The following is a 20444-nucleotide window of genomic DNA, read 5'->3' as shown; positions in this document are numbered from 1 at the left end:
AGCGCGACGATCCCTGAGGGACGAACGAGCGAGCCGCGGCGAGGTTCCGCTGCCACGACGCGCCGTTTCTCACACGCAGGAGCCCGTTCTGATTCGGCCATAGCAGCCGCTCGGCGTTAGGCTAGGGGCATGGATTACAACGTCGCAGACCTCTCCCTCGCGGAGTACGGTCGCAAGGAGATCGACCTCGCCGAGCACGAGATGCCGGGCCTGGTGGCCATGCGTGAGCGCTACGGCAAGAGCAAGCCGCTCGCCGGAGCCCGCATCGCCGGCTCGCTGCACATGACGATTCAGACCGCCGTGCTGATCGAGACCCTCGTCGAGCTGGGCGCCGACGTCCGCTGGGCCACCTGCAACATCTTCTCGACCCAGGACCACGCTGCCGCCGCGGTCGTCGTCGGTCGCGACGGAACCCCGGACGATCCCAAGGGCACCCCCGTCTTCGCCTGGAAGGGCGAGTCGCTGGCCGAGTACTGGGACGAGGCCGAGAAGGTCTTCGACTTCGCCGAGGGCGGACCCAACGTGCTGCTCGACGACGGCGGCGACATCACGATGCTGCTGCACCTGGGCGTCGAGTTCGAGAAGACCGGCGTCGTCCCCTCGCAGGACAGCACCGACAACGAGGAGTTCAAGGAGGTGCTGCGCGTGCTGGCCCGCTCGGTCGCGAACAAGCCGCAGCACTGGACGAACATCGCCAAGGACATCAAGGGCGTCTCGGAAGAGACCACCACCGGCGTCCTGCGCCTCTACGACCGCTTCCGCGAGGGCACGCTGCTGTTCCCGGCGATCAACGTCAACGACTCGGTCACCAAGAGCAAGTTCGACAACAAGTACGGCTGCCGCCACTCGCTGATCGACGGCCTCAACCGCGCCACCGACGTCATGATCGGCGGCAAGGTCGCCGTCGTCTGCGGCTACGGCGACGTCGGCAAGGGCTCGGCCGAGTCGCTGCGCGGCCAGGGTGCGCGCGTCATCGTCACCGAGATCGACCCCATCTGCGCGCTGCAGGCCGCGATGGACGGCTACGAGGTCAAGCGCCTCGAGTCGGTCGTCGAGACCGCCGACATCTTCATCACCACCACCGGAAACTTCGACATCATCACGGTCGAGCACTTCCAGAAGATGAAGCACCAGGCGATCGTCGGCAACATCGGCCACTTCGACAACGAGATCAACATGGCCGGCCTGGCCAAGATCCCCAACATCGTCAAGGACGAGATCAAGCCCCAGGTCCACCAGTGGATCTTCGAGGACGGCAAGAAGATCATCGTGCTGTCCGAGGGTCGCCTGCTCAACCTCGGCAACGCCACCGGCCACCCGTCGTTCGTCATGTCGAACTCGTTCACCAACCAGGTGCTGGCGCAGATCGAGCTGTTCACCAAGGCCGACGAGTACGAGCTCGGCGTCCACGTGCTGCCCAAGCACCTCGACGAAGAGGTCGCCCGCCTGCACCTCGACGCCCTGGGCGTCGAGCTCACCGAGCTCACCAAGGAGCAGGCCGCGTACTTGGGCGTCCCGATCGAGGGACCGTTCAAGTCCGATCTGTACCGCTACTGAGCACGAGAACGACCCCATCACGAGCGCCGAGGACCCGTCCTCGGCGCTCGTGCCTGTTGCGGCTCCGTATGATGGAGTGCCTATGAGCGAGCAGGGCGCATGAGCTATCGACGGACGAAGCGCGACCGTGTGCTGGTCGTCGACGACGACGCTTCGCTGGCCGAGATGCTGACGATCGTCCTCGAGGGCGAGGGACTCACCACGGCGGTGTGCCGGTCGGGCGATCGCGTCATGGCGGCGTTCGCCCAGTTCAAGCCCGACGTGGTGCTGCTCGACCTGATGCTGCCGGGGCTCGACGGCATGAGCGTGTGCCGGCAGATCCGCGCGACGTCGGCCGTGCCGATCATCATGCTGACGGCCAAGGCCGACACCCCCGACGTCGTGGCGGGGCTCGAGGCCGGCGCCGACGACTACATCACCAAGCCCTTCAAGAACACCGAGCTGGTGGCGCGGGTGCGGGCCCGCCTCCGGCGCTCCGACCAGCTGGCCGAGCCGCTGGAGTTCGGCGACATCGTGCTCGACCCGGCCGGCCACACGGTCTCGCGCAACGGCGAGCCGTTCGAGCTCACGCCGCTCGAGTTCGACCTGCTCGCCTGCCTGCTGAGCGATCCCTCTCAGGTCTTCACCCGCGAGACCCTGCTGCAGAAGGTGTGGGGCTACCACCACCCCGGCGACACCAAGCTCGTCAACGTCCACATGACCCGTCTGCGCTCCAAGATCGAGGACGACGCCGAGAACCCGCGGGTCATCCGCACCGTGCGCGGCGTCGGCTACCAGGCCATCCTCCCCGGCTCATGACGGTGGTCTGATGGGCCGTCTCGTGCGGATCTGGCGTCGGTCCATCCAGACCAGGGTCGTCACCAGCACGATCGTGCTGAGCACCCTGGTGGTCGCCTTCACGGGCTGGGCCCTGCTGCGCGACGTCGCCGACGGGCTGGCCGACGGCCGCCGCGAGGCCGCCGTCTCCGAGGCTCGCTCGGGCTTCGACTACGCGCAGACGCAGCTCGATGCCACCGTCGAGACCGAGCAGTCGACCCAGTCGCAGGTGTTGACGCAGATGGTCGACTCGCTCACCCGCACGCGAGGTGCCCAGCGCACCTACGAGCTCGTGCTCGAGGGGCCGCTGCTGACCGACGACGGCCAGGTGCCCGTCAGGTCGTCGGCCGCCGTCGAGCCCGGCTCGGTGCCGGCCGACCTCGCCGACGCCGTGCGGTCGGGCTCGGGGACGTTCTGGCGCTACTCCGACCTGGCGCTGCTCGGCTCGTCGTCGACCCAGCCGTCCGTCGTGGTCGGCAGCCAGCTGCGCGCGCCCGGCAGCGGCGACACCTATGCCTTGTTCTACCTGTTCTCGCTCGAGGACCAGCAGGAGACGCTCGACCTCGTCCGGCGCGCCCTGCTGCTCGGCGGCCTGGCGATGGTCGTGATGGTGGGCGGCGTCGCCTGGCTGGTGTCGCGCCAGGTGCTCGACCCCGTGCGACTCGCGCGCCGCATCGCCGAGCGCTACGCCAGCGGCAACCTCGAGCAGCGGATGCACGTCCGCGGCGAGGACGACATCGCCCGTCTCAGCACGTCGTTCAACCAGATGGCCGCCAGCCTGCAGAGCCAGATCAGGCGCCTCGAGAACCTGTCGCGCCTGCAGCAGCGGTTCGTGTCCGACGTCTCGCACGAGCTGCGCACGCCCCTCACCACGGTGCAGATGGCCAGCGAGGTGCTCTACGACTCGCGCGAGCGGTTCGACCCCCAGACGGCGCGATCGGCCGAGCTGCTCAAGCGAGAGCTCGACCGCTTCGAGAGCCTGCTGTCCGACCTGCTCGACCTGAGCCGGTTCGACGCCGGCGCCGCACGCCTCGAGCTCGACCCCGTCGACCTGGCCCAGGTGGCTCGCGACGCGGCCCGCAGCCCGCTGCTGGAGCGCGCCGGCATCCGCGTGCGTCTCGTCGGTGCCGACACCCCCGCGGTCGTCGAGGCCGACATGCGGCGCATCGACCGGATCGTGCGCAACCTGCTCGCCAACGCCGCCAAGTACAGCGGGTCCGACGTGGTCGAGATCGAGGTCGCCCAGAACGCCGAGTCCGTGTCGCTGGCCGTCCGCGACTTCGGTGTCGGCCTCGACGGCGACGAGAACCTGCGCGTCTTCGACCGGTTCTGGCGGGCCGACCCGGCACGCACGCAGGGCGGCACCGGGCTGGGCCTGCCCATCTCGCGGGAGGACGCCACCCTGCACGGAGGCACCCTCCAGGCCTGGGGGCGGCCCGGCGAGGGCAGCGAGTTCATCCTCACGGTGCCGAAGCCCGACGGCTCGGCCAAGCACCCGGCGATCGACTCGGTGTACGCATGAGCCGCGCGAGGGTCACGACGGCCAGGGCGGTCGGGGTCGTCGTCGTGGCACTGGTGCTGTCGGCGTGCGCCGGCATCCCGTCGTCCGGACCGGTCACCAAGGTCGCCGCCGCCGACGACCTCGGGCAGAGCGCGGTGCGCTACACGCCGGCGCGACCGTTGGCGGGCGCCTCGCCCGAGCAGATCGTGCGCGGCTACCTCGACGCGATGCTGGCGTTCCCGGCGTCCTCGCGCACGGCCGCGTCCTTCCTCACTCCGCAGGCCGCTCGTGGCTGGAAGCCGGCGACGCAGGTGCGCATCTACTCCCAGCCCGAGGTCGCGGGTGTGCAGGCCGCTCCCGACGGTGGCTCGGCCGCCGGTTCGGACGGGTCGGTCACGGTGCGCCTGGGGTTCACCGACGACGCGCGGCTCGACCGTCAGGGCCGCTACACGGGGGTCGAGGCTCCGGGGTCCATCACCTACACGCTCGAGCAGGTCGACGGACAGTGGCGCATCGCCGACCCGCAGGACGGCCTGCTGGTCAACCAGAAGTTCTTCACCGACTACTTCCGGTCGTTCGACCTCTACTTCTTCGACCGGCCCGGACGCCGTCTGGTCCCCGATCCGGTCTACCTCGTCGTCGGCGACCAGCTGGCGACGACGTTGACGGCGAGCCTGGCCGGCGGACCTGCCGCCGACGCCCAGACCGCGACCCGCACGTTCATGCCGGCCCGCACGGCCTTGAGGCCCTCGGTGCCCGTCTCGTCGCAGGGCGTCGCCGACGTCGAGTTCACCGACGACTTCTCCGACCTGTCCACCTCGTCGCAGGACCGGCTCTCGGCCCAGCTGGTCTGGACGTTGCGTCAGGTGCCGGGCGTCCAGGCCGTGCAGGTCGTCGGCGGGTCGACGGCCCTGACGGCCGGTGGCGACGAGGTGCAGCCGGTCCAGGCCTGGGGCGGCTTCGGGCCCAGCACGGCACGGGATCGCGCCTACGCGGTGGTCGACGACCGGGTCGTCGAGGCCGACGACGGCGAGGTCGAGCCCGTCAGCGGCGCCTGGGGCCAGGACGCCCGGGGCGCCGAACGCATCGCGGTGGCCCAGTCGGGCATCGCCGGCGTGCTGCCGGGCGGTGACGCGGTGCGCCTGACGTCCCGCCAGGGCAAGCAGGCCCGCACGATCCGCGGCGACGGATTCGTCGGGCCCGACTGGGACTCCGACGACCTCCTGTGGCTGGTCGACCGCCCGTCGGGGCAGGTGCGGGTGAGGGTCGCCGAGGACGACGACGTGACCGTGGTCCCCGCGCCGGGCCTGGCCGGTCTCGGCATCACCGACTTCAAGCTGTCGCCCGACGGGGCGCGCTACGCGGTCAGCACGAGAGGCCAGGACGGTCGGGCGCTCTACGTCGGACGGGTCGTGCGCGACGCCACCGACCGGATCGCCTCCCTGCAGGACCCCGCGCGGGTCGCGACCACGGCGCGGTCCCCGCGGTCGGCGTCGTGGGCCTCGACGACCGAGCTGGCGTTCCTCGGCGACAGCGAGGTCGGCGCACAGATCTACCAGGTCACGATCGACGGCTCCGAGACGACCAGCCAGGTCTCCCGCAGCGGATCGCTGCTGCCCGACGTCGGCGCCGACACCCTGGCGATCGGCCAGGACCGGTCGCCGCTGCTCTACGTCACCGACCGGCGCAGGCGCCTGTGGTTCCTGCCGCCCGGAGGGTCGTGGCGGCTGCTCGACACCCCGCCGACCACGGCGCTGACGATCGGGCGCTGAGTCCACAGCCGACGTCGGGGCGCTGGCGCGGCCCACGGCGGGCGGGGAGGCTCGAGGGGTGCGAGAGCTCATCGTCCCGGCCGCCGACCTGCTGCTGGGCGCCCGCTGCGCGGGGTGCGGGGGCCCCGCCCTGATGCTGTGCCGAGCCTGCGGCCTCGAGCTGCGGCCCGACCCGGTGCCGGTCCGACCCGCCGTGGTGCCGCGGGCGCTCAGGCATCCCCGGGAGATCGGCGTCGTGGCGGCGGGCGCCAACGGGGGAGCGCTGCGCCGCACGATCCTGGCCTGGAAGGAAGAGGGGGTCTCGCGGCTCACCGACGTGCTGCGGCACCACCTGGCCGCGGCCGTGGTGCCGCACGTCCGCGGCGCGCTGCCGGTGGCGCTGGTGCCCGTCCCGACGTCACGACGCAGCAGGCGGGCGCGAGGCGCCGATCTGGTCGACGAGCTGGCGCGGGCCTCGGCGGCGCTGCTGCGTGGTGCCGGCATCGACACCGTCGTGGTGCAGGCGCTCGGCTACACCCGCACGACCGAGGACCAGGCCGCGCTCGACGCCGAGGGGCGTCGCGCCAATCTCGACGGCGCCTTGGTCGCGCGTCGGCGCAGCGGCTCGTCGCCGCGCCAGATCGTGGTGGTCGACGACATCTGGACGACCGGCGCGACCGCCTCCGAGGCGGTCAGGGCGCTGACGGCGGCGGGGCGACGGCCGGTCGGCATCGCCGTGATCGCTGCCACGCCGCGTCGTTCCTGAGACGTGCGGATGAACTTCGGGCCAAGACTGGTCTCCGGCAACGGGGTGGACTAACGTCCTAGACATGGCATGAAGCAGCGCTCCAGAAGCGTGACAACGACACAAGGAGTCCACATGGAAATTGTCGTCAACGGTCGCAACAGCGAGATCTCCGAGCGCTTCCGGGAGCACGTCGAGGAAAAGCTCCTCCGGCTCGAGAAGTACGACTCCCGTCAGAAGATCAACCGGGTCGAGGTCGAGGTCACCCACGAGAAGAACCCCCGCCAGCACGACAAGGCCGCCAAGGTCGAGATGACGTTGCGCTCCCGCGGCCCCGCCGTCCGGGCCGAGGCGTGCTCCACCGACCAGCACTCGGCCCTCGACGCCGCGATCGACAAGCTCGAGTCGCGGCTGCGCAAGGCCGTCGACCGCAAGCGCATCCACCACGGTGACAAGCGGCCCATCTCGGTGTCCGAGGCCACGGCCTCCCTGCCGGTCGAGGACCTCGTCACCGACGAGTCGTCGTCCGACGAGGTGCCGTGGACCAAGGCCGGCCCGATCGACGTCCAGGGCGAGAGTCCGCTCGTGGTCCGCGAGAAGACTCATCAGGGCACGCCCATGACGCTCGAGCAGGCGATGTACGAGATGGAGCTCGTCGGCCACGACTTCTACCTGTTCCTCGAGAAGGACTCGATGCGACCCAGCGTCGTCTACCTGCGCAGGGGCTACGACTACGGCGTGATCCACCTCGACGTCGTCGAATGAGTCAACGCGCGCATCTGGGCCTGCTCCGTGGCATGATCAGGGCGTGACTTCCCGGGCCGACAGCATCCGCGTCCTGCTGGTCGACGACCAGGAGCTGTTCAGGCGTGGCGTCAAGATGGTCCTCGGCGCCGACGACACCCTCGAGCTCGAGGAGGTCGACGACGGCGACAAGGCCCTCGAGCTCGTCGCCGAGAACCCGTTCGACGTCGTCCTGCTCGACGTGCGCATGCCTGGGCGCAGCGGGGTCGAGGTCTGTGCCGCGATCAAGCAGATGTCGCCGACCACCGGCATCATCATGCTGACGGCGAGCGACGACGAGTCCGATCTGTACGAGTCCATCCGCAGCGGCGCCTCGGGCTACCTGCTCAAGGACGGTTCGACCTACGAGCAGGTGGCCGAGGCGGTGCGGCTGGTCGCTTCGGGGCAGTCGCTCATCAGCCCCAGCATGGCCACCAAGCTGCTCGACGAGTTCGTCCAGATGTCCAAGAGCCCGGCACCCACCACCAACCTCACCCCGCGCGAGCTGGGCGTGCTGCGCCACGTGGCACGGGGCCTCAGCAACCGAGAGATCGCCGAAGAGCTGTTCATCAGCGAGAACACGGTCAAGAACCACATCCGCAACATCCTCGAGAAGCTGCAGATGAAGTCGCGCATGGAAGCGGCGATGTACGCCGTGCGCAGCAAGCTCGTCGACGACATGCCCTGACAGGCGCCCCGTCGTGACCCAGCACCTCTCGGTCCTGCAGGCCCGCCGTGTCGCACTGGCGGCCCAGGGATTCACCCGTCCGCGGCCCGGTGTCGACGGCGACGTCACGGCTCGGCACGTGGCGCGCGTCGTCGAACGCCTCGGCTTCTTCCAGATCGACTCGGTCAACGTGCTGCAGCGCGCGCACTACATGCCGCTGTACTCGCGGCTGGGGGCGTACGACGTCGAGCTGCTGCACCGGGCCTCGTCCCGCCCACCGCGCCGCCTGTTCGAGTACTGGGCCCACGAGGCCGCGCTGGTCGACGTGCGCCTGTGGCAGGCGTTCCGGTTCCGCATGGACACGGCCGACACCAAGGCGTGGGGCGGGCCGCGACGCATCGGCCGCGACAAGCCCGAGCTCGTCGAGTGGGTGCTGCACGAGGTGCGCGACCGCGGCCCGCTGACCGCCCGAGAGATCGAGCACGACGTGCCGCGCGAGACGGGGCACTGGGGCTGGAACTGGTCCGAGGTCAAGATGGCGCTCGAGTACCTGTTCTTCAAGGGCGAGGTCACCGCGGCCCGGCGCAACGCGGCCTTCGAGCGGGTCTACGACGTTCCCGAGCGGGTCATCCCGCCGGCTCAGCTCGACGCGCCGCCGATCGACGACGCGCAGGCCCACCGGCTGCTGGTGGCGCACGCCGCGTCGGCCCTGGGCGTGGCCACGCCTCAGTGCCTGCGCGACTACTTCCGCATGGACCCGGCCCCCACGCGGGCCGCCATCGCCGATCTCGTCGAGAGCGGCGAGCTGCTGCCGGCCACGATCGCCGGCTGGAACCGGCCCGCCTACCTGCACCGCGATGCGGTGCGGCCGCGCGCGGTGCGGGCCCGGGCCCTGCTCAGCCCGTTCGACCCGCTGGTCTTCGAGCGGACACGCGCCGAGCGGCTGTTCGACTTCCGCTACCGCATCGAGATCTACGTGCCCGAGAGCCAGCGGGTGCACGGCTACTACGTCCTGCCGTTCCTGCTCGGCGACCGGCTCGTCGCGCGGGTCGACCTCAAGGCCGACCGGCGCGCCGGGGTGCTGGTCGTCCACGGCGCGTGGGCGGAGTCGCACGCGCCCGACCACACCGCGGCCGAGCTCGCCGCCGAGCTGCGGCTGATGGCTGGATGGCTCGGTCTCGACGCCGTCCGACCGCCCGTCAAGGGTGATCTGGCCGGGGAACTCACGACCTGCCTGACCTCTGGCCTAGACTGACAAGGCTTATCCGTCCGCATCAGTTGCCGCTGTGTGGCCACCGCCGTTCCAGGAGTGCATTTCGTGCCCAAGGTCATCGACAAGATCCTTCGCATGGGCGAAGGCAAGGTCCTCAAGCAGCTCGAGGCCATCGCCAAGCAGGTCAACGCGATCGAGGACGAGTTCCGCGCGATGACCGACGACGAGCTGCAGGGGATGACCCAGGAGTTCCGCGACCGTCTCGCCGCGGGCGAGACCCTCGACGACCTCATGCCCGAGGCCTTCGCGACGGTGCGCGAGGCCGCGTTCCGCGTGCTCGGCCAGCGGCACTTCGACGTCCAGATCATGGGCGGTGCAGCCCTCCACCTCGGCAACATCGCCGAGATGAAGACCGGTGAGGGCAAGACCCTCGTCTCGACGCTCCCGGCGTACCTCAACGCCCTCTCGGGCAAGGGCGTCCACGTCGTGACGGTCAACGACTACCTGGCCAAGTACCACGCCGAGTGGATGGGCCGCGTGCACCACTTCCTCGGCCTGAGCGTCGGGCAGATCCTGCCCAGCATGACGCCCAGCGAGCGCCGCGAGTCGTACGCCGCCGACATCACGTACGGCACCAACAACGAGTTCGGCTTCGACTACCTGCGCGACAACATGGCCGACGACATCGAGGACTGCGTGCAGCGCGGGCACAACTTCGCCGTCGTCGACGAGGTCGACTCGATCCTGATCGACGAGGCGCGCACCCCGCTCATCATCTCGGGACCCACCGAGGACGAGGTCAAGTGGTACGGCGAGTTCGCCAAGATCGTCGGCGCCATGACGATCGACGTCCACTACGAGGTCGACGAGAAGAAGCGCACCATCTCGGTCACCGAAGAGGGCATCGACAAGGTCGAGGACCAGCTCGGCATCGACAACCTCTACGACGCCGTCAACACCCCGCTCATCAGCTTCCTGAACAACGCCATCAAGGCCAAGGAGCTGTTCAAGAACGACAAGGACTACGTCGTCATCGAGGGCGAGGTGCTGATCGTCGACGAGCACACCGGCCGCATCCTCGACGGGCGTCGCTACAACGAGGGTCTGCACCAGGCGATCGAGGCCAAGGAGGGCGTGCGCATCCGCGAGGAGTACCAGACCCTCGCCACGATCACGCTGCAGAACTACTTCCGCCTCTACGACACGCTCAGCGGCATGACCGGAACGGCGCTGACCGAGGCGTCCGAGTTCGACAAGATCTACAAGCTGGGCGTCGTGCCCATCCCCACCAACCGCACCGTGGCGCGCATCGACCAGCCCGACCTGGTCTACCGCACCGAAGAGGCCAAGTTCAACGCGGTCGTCGAGGACATCGTCGAGCGTCACGCCACCGGCCAGCCCATCCTCGTCGGCACCACCAGCGTCGAGAAGAGCGAGCGCCTGTCCAAGCACCTCACCAAGCGCGGCATCCCGCACGAGGTGCTGAACGCCAAGCAGCACGACCGCGAGGCCGCGATCGTCGCGATGGCCGGGCACAAGGGTGCCGTCACGGTGGCGACCAACATGGCCGGCCGAGGCACCGACATCATGCTCGGCGGAAGCGTCGAGTTCCTGGCCGACGCCGCGCTGCGCAAGAGGGGCCTCGACCCGCTCGAGGACTCCGAGGCCTACGAGGCGGCGTGGCCCGAGACCCTGAAGCAGATGGAGCAGCAGGTCAAGGACGAGAAGGTCGCGGTCGCCGACGCCGGCGGACTGGCCGTCATCGGCACCGAGCGCCACGAGTCGCGCCGCATCGACAACCAGCTGCGCGGACGCTCCGGGCGTCAGGGCGACCCCGGTGAGACCCGCTTCTACCTCTCGCTCGAGGACGACCTGATGCGCCTGTTCAAGGCCGACTGGGTCAACTGGGTGCTGCAGACCATGAAGATCCCCGACGACGTGCCGATCGAGAACAAGCGCGTCACGGGAGCCATCGCCTCGGCGCAGGCGCAGGTCGAGGCGCAGAACTTCGACACCCGCAAGAACATCCTCAAGTACGACGACGTCATGAGTCGCCAGCGCGAGGTCATCTACGCCGAGCGTCGCCGGGTCCTCGAGGGCGAGGACATGAACGAGTGGGTCCGCTCGATGATCGGCGAGGTCACCGGCGCCTACGTCACGGGCGCCACCGAGGGCTTCCCCGAGGAGTGGGAGCTCGGCCAGCTGTGGACCGCTCTCGGCACCCTCTACCCGGTCGGCGTCACGATCGAGCAGGTCGAGGACGAGGCAGGCGGCCGTGAGGGTCTCAGCCGCGAGTCGCTGACGGCCACGATCGCCGAGGACGCGCTGAAGGCCTACGAGAGCCGCGAGTCCGAGCTCGGCCCCGAGGTCATGCGCGAGCTCGAGCGTCGCGTCGTGCTGAGCGTCCTCGACCGCAAGTGGCGCGAGCACCTCTACGAGATGGACTACCTGCGCGAGGGCATCGGGCTCCGGGCGTACTCGCAGCGCGACCCGCTGGTCGAGTACCAGCGCGAGGGCTTCGAGCTGTTCTCCGCCATGATGGAGGGCATCGCCGAGGAGTCCGTCGGCTTCTTGTTCAACCTCGACGTCCAGGTCGAGGAGACCGACGACGATGACGCCGACGAGACGATGCAGCTGTCGGCCAAGGGCCTCGGCGTGAAGTCCGCGCCGCAGAACCTGTCGTACTCGGCACCCAGCGAGGACGGCGACGTCGAGGTGCACGGCGAGACGATCGAGGACGAGTCGCCCGAGACCGAGGCGCGCCGCGTGGCCAACGCCAAGAACAAGGCGCGTCAGAAGACCAAGCAGCAGCGCAAGTCCCGCAAGAACAACCGTTGAGGCGCGCGGCTCCTTCGTCGCCGCCTCCGCTGCTCGTACCTCGCAGCGGCCAGGCTTCGCCTGGGCGCCTGCCTTCGCTCGCTGCGCTCGCTCGGCCCATGGTCACCTCCATGGGGCGGGCGGGCTAGCGTGCTTTCTCTCACGCCCAGACGAGGGCGGTGCACTTCCAGGCCTGCTGGCCGCGGTGGGTGGTCTGCAGCTCGAGCCTGACGGCGATGGCTCGCGAGCGTCCGCGGTGGACCATGCGGCCGGCGATCTCGGCGGCCTCGTCGTGGACCATCGCGACGTGCACCGACACGACGCGCGCGCCGCGGCCCGACCGGGCCCGCAGCGGCACGCGGGCGTGCAGCGTGAGGCGAGCGGTCAGCTGCGCGTAGACGTCGGGCGCCATCCATGCGGCCATCTGACGCACGGGCCGCTCGCCCGACAGCACCTCGACGAGCGCCTGCATGAAGCGCGCCGAGCGTTCGCGGATCACCCGCGCGTCGCCACGCTCGACCGGTGCGGGCAGCACCGGTGCCATCCCCGGGAACGGGAGCGGGATCTGCCCGGCAGCCGGCTCGACCGGCTCGGCCTGGGGGCCGGTGAACGGGGTGATCGTGGCCGGGGCGAGCAGGTTGGTGGCGATCTTCATGGCAGGTCCTTTGCTGACGGAGGCGCGAGGAGCTGATCGGGGACGACGAGATCGGGGTCGTCCCCGATGACCTCGCGGTTGGTCCTGTGCCAGGTCGCCGTGGCCGAGGCGATCTCGGCGGTCGTGGCCCCGGGCGGCAGGCTGCGTCGCGCGATGGCCCACAGCGTGTCGCCCGGGCGCACCCGCACGTGGTCGGCCGTGTCCCGTCCTGCGAGAGGTGCGCTGGCGGGCGGGCGGGAGGATGCGCCCTCGGGCCGGTCGGGCAGCGAGAGACCCGCGACGCTGTGCGGAGAGCTGTCGGGTGCGGCCCGCTGCTCGGCGTGGGCCGGAGCGATCGTGAGCGCGCCGGCGGCGCCGACCAGCAGGGCGCGACGCAGGGCGACCGGGGTGATCGCCGCGACGAGTCGCGACGAGGCACCCAGCACGACGGCGGCGGCCACCAGCAACGACCACGAGGCGAGGGCCAGCACCAGCAGGGACGCCCCGGCGAGCGCGGCGTCCGGGAACGAGGGTCCGATCAGCTGATGGGCGAGCGACGGCACGTCGGGTGCGAGCAGGACGGCCGCGGCTGCCGACAGCCCGCCGAGCGCCCAGCCGGTGCAGGACAGTCGCATGATGGCCTCTTGATGACGTTTGGTGACGTTTGACTACATCGAAGTCCCTTCTCTGACATGTGTCAACGGATCATCCGGTCACCTGTGGACGGTGAGATACCGTGCGGCTGTGCGATGGGACAGGTTGTTCGACGATCTCGAGGGCCAGGCCGACGAGCTGGAGCGCGAGGAGCGCGACGCGCTCGTCGACGAGCTCCGCGACGGCACCTGGGCCGAGACCGGTTGGCGACAGCTGCTGGGCGGCCGAGTCGCTCTGGAGATCCTCGGAGGTGCGCGGGTCGAGGGCGAGGTGACGCTGGCCAACGACCACGTGGTGCAGATCAGCGCAGAGCGCGGCGACCACGTGGTGTCGGCCGATGCCGTGCTGGTCGTGCACGCGTCCGGGCGTCGCTCGGACGACCCCGGGCGGGTGGCGGCGTCACTCGGCTGGGGGCACGTGTTCCGTGCGCTGCGCGACGCCGGAGAAGACGTGGTCGTCCGGCTGGTCGACGGCAGCTCGCGCGAGGGCACGGTCGCCGCGGTGGGTGGCGACTTCGTGCGCCTGGCGACGCCGTCGGGGCGAGCTCAGGACGTCGTGTGGACGGCGATCGTGATGGTCAGCGGTCGGACGTGACGTCGTCGTCGGCCGAGGTGTCGAGCAGCTCGCGGGCGTCGTGGTCGGCCCGGGCGTACTGGCGGGAGATGTAGTCCTCGAGCTGGTCGTTCTCGATGCGCCACTGGCCGCGACCGCCGATCTGGATGCCCCGTAGCTCGCCGGAGCGCACGAGCGCGTAGACCTGTCGCACGGTCACGTTGAGCACCTCTGCGACGTCCGCCAGCGTGAGGAAACGCGGGCCGGGGGAGGTCATGGGTCCAGTTTCCCATGCGCCGGTGTCAGTCGTTCCAGAGGTGCTGGCATCTGTGGACAAGGTCGAGGGGGTCTGGACGGCGGGCGGAGGAATCGGTAGAACCGTGCCATGACGAACTGGCGGGGGCCTGCACGGTCAGGCGGAACGACATCGCGGCTGCGCATCCGGCCGTGGCGAGACCCGAGACTCATCCTGGGCGTGATGCTCGTGCTCGTGGCCACGGTGCTGGGTGCGCGACTCGCGGCTGCGGGCGACGACCGGGTCGAGTACTGGTCGGTCAGCTCCGCTGCGACCCCCGGTGACGCGGTGTCGCGCGACGACCTGCGTCCGGCCAAGGTGCGGCTGCCGTCCGGCTCGGCCGACAGCTACCTGCGCACCGACGACGAGCTCGACGCGCCGCTCGACGAGCTGGTGTGGGCGCACCCGTTGACACCGGGTTCCCTCGTGAGCAAGGAGTCGCTGGTGCCCCGCGCCTCGTCGTCGCACGGCCAGCTGCCGCTCAGCGTGGCGGCGGGCGCGGCACCGACCGACCTCGCGAAGGGTGACGTGGTCGACGTCTGGGTGGGGCCGGGGCCTGGTGACGAGCCCGGTGGCCAGGCCGTCCGCGTGCTCGAGGGCGTGCGCGTGCTCGGCTCGGGCGACGAGGGCGCCGCGGCGGGCGGCTCGCTGTCGCAGACCGTCCTGGTCGACGTCGACGAGTCGCAGCTCGGCACCGACGTGGTCAGCACCGTCGCGACGGGCCACGTCACTCTCGTCAGGATCGCGTGACATGGACGTCGTGATCGCGGCCGGCGGTGCCGCGTGGGAGGAGGCGGCCATCCGCGAGCTCGAGGCGTCCCCGGTGCTCAGGCTGGTGCGCCGCTGCGTCGACGTCGCCGACCTGCTGGCGGTCGCCCACACCGACGTGGCCTCGGCGGCGATCATCTCGGCCGAGCTCGCAGGCCTCGACGTCGATGCGGTGGCCCAGCTCGAGCGAGGCGGCGTGCAGGTGGTGGCCGTCGGTGCCGAGGCCGGGCGGTGCGAGGCGCTGGGCATCCGCCGCAAGCTGCGACTGGGCGACCTCGACCGGATCGCCCGTGAGACGTGGTCGCAGCCCGAGCCGGTCGCCGACCGTCGTGCGCCCCTCGTGGCGGTCTGGGGGCCGGCGGGGGCGCCCGGACGCAGCACGGTCGCGCTGGGCCTGGCATCGTCCGCGGCGGCTCGCGGCATCGAGACCGTGCTGGTCGACGCCGACACCTACGGCGGCACGCTCGGCCAGCTGCTGAGCGTGCTCGACGACGTCAGCGGGCTCGTCGCGGCCTGCCGGGCCGTCAACAACGGCCGGCCCGGCGAGGTCGTCGAGCACCTGCTCGAGATCGATCCGTCGCTGCGGCTGCTGACCGGGCTCCCGCGGGCCGACATGTGGCCGCAGGTCAGGTCCAGCGCCCTGCAGGGTGTGCTCGACGAGCTGCGCGGCCGCACCCGGCTGCTCGTGGCCGACGTGGGCTCACCGCTCGAGCCGGCCGCCGGGCCAAGGCCCTCACGCAACCAGACGGCCGTGCAGGTCGTCGAGTCGGCCGATGCCGTCGTGGTCCTGGGGCGCCCCGACCCGGTCGGCCTGTCGCGGCTGGTCAGGGCCGTCCACGACCTGGCGACGGTGGTGCCCGACGTGAGGCCGGTGCTGGCGATCAACATGATGCGCTCGTCGCTCGGATGGAACGAGCGCGAGGTACGTGCGACCGTCCTGCGGCTCACCGGCGTCGAGCCGGTCGTCCACCTGCCGTACGACCGTGCCGGGCTCGATCTCGCCGTGATGAGCGGACGCACGCCGCGCGAGGCGGTGCCGTCGTCGCCGTTCGTGGCCCGCGTCGAGGTGCTGGCGTCGCACCTGCTCGACTCGGTCTCCGTGCCCGACGCGCTCGCGGGGTCACGCCACTGACCCGGTGGTAACTTCTCTGGCAAGTCGTCTTGAGGAGAGTCATGCAACGGTTGAGCCCGCTGGACGCGATGTTCCTTCAGCAGGACACCCCGACCGTGCCCCGCCAGGTGGCCTCGCTCGCGATCCTCGAGGCCGGCGACCAGCCGCTCGACTACGACCGCCTGATCCACGTCATCAACGAGCGCATCGACCTGGTGCCTCGCTACCGCCAGATCCCGCGATCGGTCCCGGGCGCGCTGGGCACGCCTGTGTGGATCGACGACGAGAACTTCGACATCTCGCTGCACGTCCGACGCTCGGCGCTGCCGCGCCCCGGCACCACCGACTCCCTGCACGAGCTGGTCGGACGCCTGATCGCGCGCCGGCTCGACCTCGACCGTCCGCTGTGGGAGCTCTACCTCATCGAGGGGCTCGAGGGTGGACGCGTCGCGCTGCTGTTCAAGTCGCACCAGGCGCTCGTCGACGGGTCCGAGACCGTCGACCTGGCGCAGGTGCTGCTCGAGGACAGCGCGCACGAGCGCGACATCCCCTACGAGGAGTGGAACCCGCGGCCCCAGCCCCACGGTGCCGAGCTGCTCGTCGACACCGTGAGCCACAACGTCCGCCACCCGGCCGAGGCGCTGCGCGTCACCGAGCACAACCTGGGCCGCCTGGCCCGCAAGCTGCCGGTCGTCGGGGCCGACGGGCAGGCGCCCAGCAGCGTCCTGTCGACCGAGCTCAGCCGTCACCGCCGCTTCGCCTCGCTGGCCGTCAGCCTCGACGACCTGCGCCGCATCCGCGACGAGCACGGCGGCACGGTCAACGACGTCATCCTGGCCTGCATCGCCGGCGGCATCCGCGGCTGGATGCTCACCCGGGCCGAGGCGGTCACCGCCAAGACGAGCTTCCGGGCGATGGTGCCCATGTCGGTCGTGGCCAAGGACGGCCTGCCCACCTCGTTGGGCTCCAAGGTGCGCGGGCACCTGCTGTCGCTGCCGGTGGGGGAGTCCAACCCCGTCGTGCGCCTGCACCAGGTGTCGTATGCGCTGAAGGACCACCGCGAGACCGGTTCGGCCGTCGCCGCGAACAAGCTGGCGGCGCTGCCGGGCTTCGCGACGTCGACGTTCCACGCCGTCGGGGCGCGGGTCGCCGATGCCGGCGCGGGTCGCAACCACCAGATCGTCATCACCAACGTGCCGGGCCCTCAGGACCCGCTGTACCTGGCCGGTCATGCCGTGGCCGAGGTCTACCCCTGCATCCCGCTCAGCGGACGTCGGGCGGTCGCGATCGGCGTGACGTCCTACCACGGTCAGGTGTTCTTCGGCATCGTCGCCGACCGCGAGGCGATCCCCGACGTCGACGTGCTGGCGCAGTGCATCGAGGACGCCCTGGCCGAGCTGGTGACGTCGGTCGACGACCGGCGCAGCCGTGCTCCGCGGGGCCGTCAACGACCCGCGCGCACGTGACATGGTTCGACTGACCGACGAGAACGTGAGAGGGCGAGCATGAGGGTCTATCTGGGGTTGAGCGCCGACGAGCTGGCCGCGCTGGCGGCCGGCGAGGCGGTCACGCCCGCCGAGGCGTTCGTCGCGGCGTCCACCGACGAGGAGGACGAGCTGGCAGCGCTCGAGGAGGCTGCCGAGCACGGAGTCGTGGCGGCTGCGGCCGAGGTCGACGACCCCGACGGGCCGGTGTCGCTGGTCGACGTCGCGTCATTGCACGTCGACCTCGACGACAGCGGCGACCTCGCGTGGTTCGCCACGCAGGAGATCGCCGCCGTCATCGAGCTGGTGCGTCGCTAGAGCTTCGACATCCCGTACTCGACCTCTTCGCGCAGCGATGCGCGGATGGCCTTGGCGACCTCGGGCTCGATCTTCCTGCCTAGGAACGGGATCTTGACCGTCACGTCGCCGTCGACCGTGAAGTCGGCGCCGCCGTCCTTGGCGAACAGCTTGGCCTTGCCGACCATCTCGGCCGGCTGACCGATGATGCTGACCTTGACGTCGGCCGTGCGGTTGCCCGACCCGTCGGGGCCGCTCCACACCTCGGTCTGCTTGACCTTGACGGTGCTGCCGGTGAGCTTCTTGACGAAGTCGGGCATGTCGGCGTCCTGGGTGCGGACGATCGTGACGGTGGCGCCCTCGCCCGACGGCACGACCGTCACCTCGTAGTCGGTCGCGCCCTGGTTGGCGCACGACTCGGTGCGGAACGCCTGGTCGACGAGCAGGCCGTAGACCGCGTCGACGTCGGAGCCTTGGTAGGAGAACTTCTCGGACAGCTTCATGGGGTGATCCTCTGGTAGCAGCGGGTCGGCGTCATTCGGAGATCGACGACTGGTTGCCCGAGGCGAGCGCCTTGAGCTCGGCCAGACGGGCCTCGACCTCGGTCTGGGTCGAGTCGCCCTCGAGCTCGGCGAACTGGGCGTCGAGGCTGGACGACGCCAGCTCGGCCTGACCGGCGACCTGCGCCTCGTCGCGGCGGACCTTCTCCTCGAAGCGCGACAGCTCGCTGGTGGGGTCGAGGACGTTGATCGACGAGACGGCGTCCTGCACCTTGGCCTGGGCCTCGGCGGTCTTGGCGCGGGCCACGAGCTGGTCGCGCTTGCCCTTGAGCTCCTCGAGCTTGCCCTGCATGTTGATGAGGCCGGCCTTGAGCTGCTCGACCGTCGCGTTCTGAGCCGCGATCTGGGGGGCGGCGGTCTTCGCCTCGTTCTCGAAGCTGATCTGCTTGCTCAGGGCGACCTTGGCGAGCGAGTCGAACTTGTCTGCCTCGGCCGTCTGGCCGGCGGCGCGCATCGAGTCGGCCTTCTGCGAGGCGGCGATGGCCTTGCTGCCCCACTCCTTGACGGCGGCGACGTCCTCGGCGTGGTCGGCCTCGGCCAGACGCAGGTTGCCGATGGTCTGGGCGACGGCGTCCTGGGCCTCGGCGATCGACGACGTGTAGTCGCGCACGAGCTGGTCGAGCATCTTCTCGGGGTCCTCGGCCTTGTCGAGGAGGGAGTTGATGTTGGCGCGCGTCAGCTGTCCGATGCGCCCGAGAATGGACTGTTTCTGTGCCATGGTGCGTCACTTTCGCTCAGTCGGCGGTCTCTAGGGGATGCCGTCGTCCTCGATCTTGCTGCATCGCCGGTGACGAGACAACAGATCGGTGGTCGGCAGCCGGCGGAAGACGCCTCGTAAAAGCCTCTGAATTCGCCGTCTTGTGGGTTCGGCTCGAATCGAGACGGTCGTCCATAAACCGGCGCTGGCTATTTCGCTACATCGTGTCGATAACGCCACAATGGGGTCGGTGTAAGGCGTGTTTGGGGCTCAGCGTCTGCTCGCGAATATCGGCGTCGGCCGATTTCTCAGCACAGTCGTCGGTTGTCGTCGCTGGCAGAATGACGGGCCACATCCCCAGTGACGGCGCGGTACGAGGGGGCTGGAGAGGCGTGACGGTGATCGAACAATGGCGGGTATAACCCTGGCGTGAGATATCGAGGAGGACGGGGTCCCGGGACCCTCGATATCGCGCCCCTATACTGCGATGAAGACAATCGCGAATCACAAGGAGAAAAGCCGTGGCGAAGAAGACCATCGAAGTCATCACCAGTGACCTCTCGGGCGAAGAGCTCGAGCCGGGCCAGGGTGAGACCATCCGGTTCTCGATCGGGGGATCGGACTATTCGATCGACCTCACCGACGCCGAGGCCGACGAGCTCCGCTCCACCTTCGACAAGTACGTCAAGGTCGCCTCGCGCGCCAGCTCGCGTGGCACGCAGTCCACGTCGCGCAAGCCGTCGGGCTCCGGCCGCACGCCCGAAGAGCTCGCGCACATCCGCGCCTGGGCCAAGGAGAACGGTCACACCGTCAGCGAGCGCGGACGCATCAAGTCCGAGGTGCTCGAGGCGTTCGACGCCGCGCAGAACTAGAGCGCCGCACAGAACTAGCCAGGGCTGACGGCCGTCAGCGGGAGTAGGGCTTCGTGCCGCCCCCGCTGTCGCAGGTGTCGCCGGCCAGTCGCGACGGGAATGCGTACCGGTGGAGGGTTGCGCAATCGACGAGCGACTGGCCCGACCATGCCTCGGTCCACGAGCTGCCCGACTTCGCCCACAGGGCGCCGGAGCCGCCGCAGCCGGGGATCGAGTAGCTGCCGCGCGCCCAGCCGTTGGTGTCGATCTGCGTGACGTAGATCAGCGGTGCCTCGCTGCACCCGGCGGTGCCGCTGGCCGCCTGCTTCTCGATCAGCGTGCCGACGAACGCCTTGAAGTCGGTGGGCGCGCCCGTCAGCTTCTTGGTGTCGGCGGCCGCCGCGATGCGGATGCCGTCCTCGTTGATCGCCTCGTAGTCGATGTAGGTGCCGGGCTTGGCCGGGGTGTTCGAGGGCGTGGGGGTGGGCGACGTCGTGGGCTTGGTCGACGGCTTCGAGGTCGTCGGTGCCCCGCTCGACGCGGCTTCGCCGGGAGTGGCGCTGGTCGTCGCCGACGGGTCTGCCGCGTCGTCCTTGCCGCCGTCGGACCCGCAGCCGCCCAGCAGGAGCGCTGCCGAGGTGACGACGGTGAGGGCGAGCAGTCGTGTACGCGTCATGAGCACATGATGCCT

At 70.2% G+C, this 20444-nt stretch carries 21 protein-coding genes; 15 read left to right on the top strand and 6 right to left on the bottom strand.

Going from position 1 to position 20444, the window contains the following annotated elements:
- Window positions 1-129: 129 nt before the first annotated feature.
- The 9 genes from ahcY (at window position 130) to secA (ending at window position 11871) form a co-directional block, all read left to right on the top strand.
- Window positions 130-1557: an adenosylhomocysteinase gene (ahcY, locus tag DX116_RS00470; protein ID WP_119702297.1), complete on the top strand. Its 1428-nt coding sequence runs from the start codon at window positions 130-132 to the stop codon at window positions 1555-1557.
- Between the two features lie 99 nt (window positions 1558-1656).
- Window positions 1657-2355, top strand: coding sequence for an MtrAB system response regulator MtrA (gene mtrA / locus DX116_RS00465; protein ID WP_119702296.1), 699 nt, complete (start codon window positions 1657-1659; stop codon window positions 2353-2355).
- Between the two features lie 10 nt (window positions 2356-2365).
- Window positions 2366-3895: an MtrAB system histidine kinase MtrB gene (gene mtrB, locus DX116_RS00460; protein ID WP_119702295.1), complete on the top strand. Its 1530-nt coding sequence runs from the start codon at window positions 2366-2368 to the stop codon at window positions 3893-3895.
- Window positions 3892-5646, top strand: a complete 1755-nt coding sequence (locus DX116_RS00455; RefSeq protein WP_119702294.1) for an LpqB family beta-propeller domain-containing protein — start codon at window positions 3892-3894, stop codon at window positions 5644-5646. The genes mtrB and DX116_RS00455 overlap by 4 nt, the downstream gene beginning before the upstream one ends.
- 58 nt (window positions 5647-5704) lie before the next feature.
- Window positions 5705-6391 (top strand): ComF family protein, encoded by a 687-nt coding sequence (locus tag DX116_RS00450; RefSeq protein ID WP_199715870.1) that lies wholly within the window; start codon window positions 5705-5707, stop codon window positions 6389-6391.
- A 114-nt stretch (window positions 6392-6505) separates the two neighbouring features.
- Window positions 6506-7135 (top strand): ribosome hibernation-promoting factor, HPF/YfiA family, encoded by a 630-nt coding sequence (hpf, locus tag DX116_RS00445; RefSeq protein ID WP_119702293.1) that lies wholly within the window; start codon window positions 6506-6508, stop codon window positions 7133-7135.
- Window positions 7136-7178: 43 nt separating this feature from the next.
- Window positions 7179-7841: a response regulator gene (locus DX116_RS00440; RefSeq protein WP_233556516.1), complete on the top strand. Its 663-nt coding sequence runs from the start codon at window positions 7179-7181 to the stop codon at window positions 7839-7841.
- Window positions 7842-7854: 13 nt separating this feature from the next.
- Complete coding sequence (locus DX116_RS00435) at window positions 7855-9075, top strand: winged helix-turn-helix domain-containing protein (protein WP_119702292.1); 1221 nt, start codon at window positions 7855-7857, stop codon at window positions 9073-9075.
- 63 nt (window positions 9076-9138) lie between these two features.
- Complete coding sequence (gene secA, locus DX116_RS00430) at window positions 9139-11871, top strand: preprotein translocase subunit SecA (protein ID WP_119702291.1); 2733 nt, start codon at window positions 9139-9141, stop codon at window positions 11869-11871.
- 139 nt (window positions 11872-12010) lie between these two features.
- Here secA and DX116_RS00425 read toward each other — a convergent pair whose 3' ends face one another.
- Window positions 12011-12505 carry an Rv3235 family protein gene (locus DX116_RS00425; RefSeq protein ID WP_119702290.1) on the bottom strand — a complete coding sequence of 165 codons (495 nt, stop codon included), beginning with the start codon at window positions 12503-12505 and terminating at the stop codon, window positions 12011-12013.
- Entirely contained in the window at window positions 12502-13119 is a 618-nt protein-coding gene (locus DX116_RS00420) for a LysM peptidoglycan-binding domain-containing protein (RefSeq protein ID WP_119702289.1), read from the bottom strand. Before DX116_RS00420 ends, DX116_RS00425 begins: the two co-directional genes overlap by 4 nt.
- 109 nt (window positions 13120-13228) lie before the next feature.
- Between DX116_RS00420 and DX116_RS00415 the strand changes: the two genes are divergently transcribed.
- Window positions 13229-13732, top strand: a complete 504-nt coding sequence (locus DX116_RS00415) for a hypothetical protein (RefSeq protein WP_147393541.1) — start codon at window positions 13229-13231, stop codon at window positions 13730-13732.
- On the opposite strand, the gene DX116_RS00410 is transcribed toward DX116_RS00415, so the two are convergent.
- Window positions 13716-13967, bottom strand: a complete 252-nt coding sequence (locus DX116_RS00410) for a helix-turn-helix domain-containing protein (RefSeq protein ID WP_119702287.1) — start codon at window positions 13965-13967, stop codon at window positions 13716-13718. The genes DX116_RS00415 and DX116_RS00410 overlap by 17 nt on opposite strands.
- Before the next feature lie 201 nt (window positions 13968-14168).
- Between DX116_RS00410 and DX116_RS00405 the strand changes: the two genes are divergently transcribed.
- From DX116_RS00405 to DX116_RS00390, 4 genes are read left to right on the top strand one after another with little or no spacing between them, the layout of a single operon-like run.
- Complete coding sequence (locus tag DX116_RS00405) at window positions 14169-14735, top strand: hypothetical protein (protein ID WP_119702286.1); 567 nt, start codon at window positions 14169-14171, stop codon at window positions 14733-14735.
- Window position 14736: 1 nt separating this feature from the next.
- Window positions 14737-15885 carry an AAA family ATPase gene (locus tag DX116_RS00400; RefSeq protein ID WP_119702285.1) on the top strand — a complete coding sequence of 383 codons (1149 nt, stop codon included), beginning with the start codon at window positions 14737-14739 and terminating at the stop codon, window positions 15883-15885.
- A gap of 41 nt (window positions 15886-15926) precedes the next feature.
- Window positions 15927-17330, top strand: a complete 1404-nt coding sequence (locus DX116_RS00395) for a WS/DGAT/MGAT family O-acyltransferase (RefSeq protein ID WP_119702284.1) — start codon at window positions 15927-15929, stop codon at window positions 17328-17330.
- Window positions 17331-17369: 39 nt separating this feature from the next.
- Window positions 17370-17666: a hypothetical protein gene (locus DX116_RS00390; protein WP_119702283.1), complete on the top strand. Its 297-nt coding sequence runs from the start codon at window positions 17370-17372 to the stop codon at window positions 17664-17666.
- Here DX116_RS00390 and DX116_RS00385 read toward each other — a convergent pair.
- Window positions 17663-18148, bottom strand: a complete 486-nt coding sequence (locus DX116_RS00385) for a DUF2505 domain-containing protein (RefSeq protein WP_119702282.1) — start codon at window positions 18146-18148, stop codon at window positions 17663-17665. The two genes, DX116_RS00390 and DX116_RS00385, sit on opposite strands and share 4 nt — an antisense overlap.
- A 31-nt stretch (window positions 18149-18179) precedes the next feature.
- Complete coding sequence (locus DX116_RS00380) at window positions 18180-18923, bottom strand: PspA/IM30 family protein (RefSeq protein WP_119702281.1); 744 nt, start codon at window positions 18921-18923, stop codon at window positions 18180-18182.
- 500 nt (window positions 18924-19423) lie between these two features.
- Here DX116_RS00380 and DX116_RS00375 point away from each other — a divergent pair, with 500 nt between their 5' ends.
- Entirely contained in the window at window positions 19424-19774 is a 351-nt protein-coding gene (locus DX116_RS00375; protein ID WP_158591851.1) for a histone-like nucleoid-structuring protein Lsr2, read from the top strand.
- A 34-nt stretch (window positions 19775-19808) separates the two neighbouring features.
- Here DX116_RS00375 and DX116_RS00370 read toward each other — a convergent pair whose 3' ends face one another.
- Window positions 19809-20429: a hypothetical protein gene (locus DX116_RS00370; RefSeq protein ID WP_147393539.1), complete on the bottom strand. Its 621-nt coding sequence runs from the start codon at window positions 20427-20429 to the stop codon at window positions 19809-19811.
- Window positions 20430-20444 lie beyond the last annotated feature (15 nt).

Origin of the sequence: Aeromicrobium endophyticum (assembly GCF_003586285.1) — a bacterium.
GTDB classification, from domain to species: domain Bacteria; phylum Actinomycetota; class Actinomycetes; order Propionibacteriales; family Nocardioidaceae; genus Aeromicrobium; species Aeromicrobium endophyticum.
This window is presented reverse-complemented; position numbering and strand designations above follow the sequence as displayed.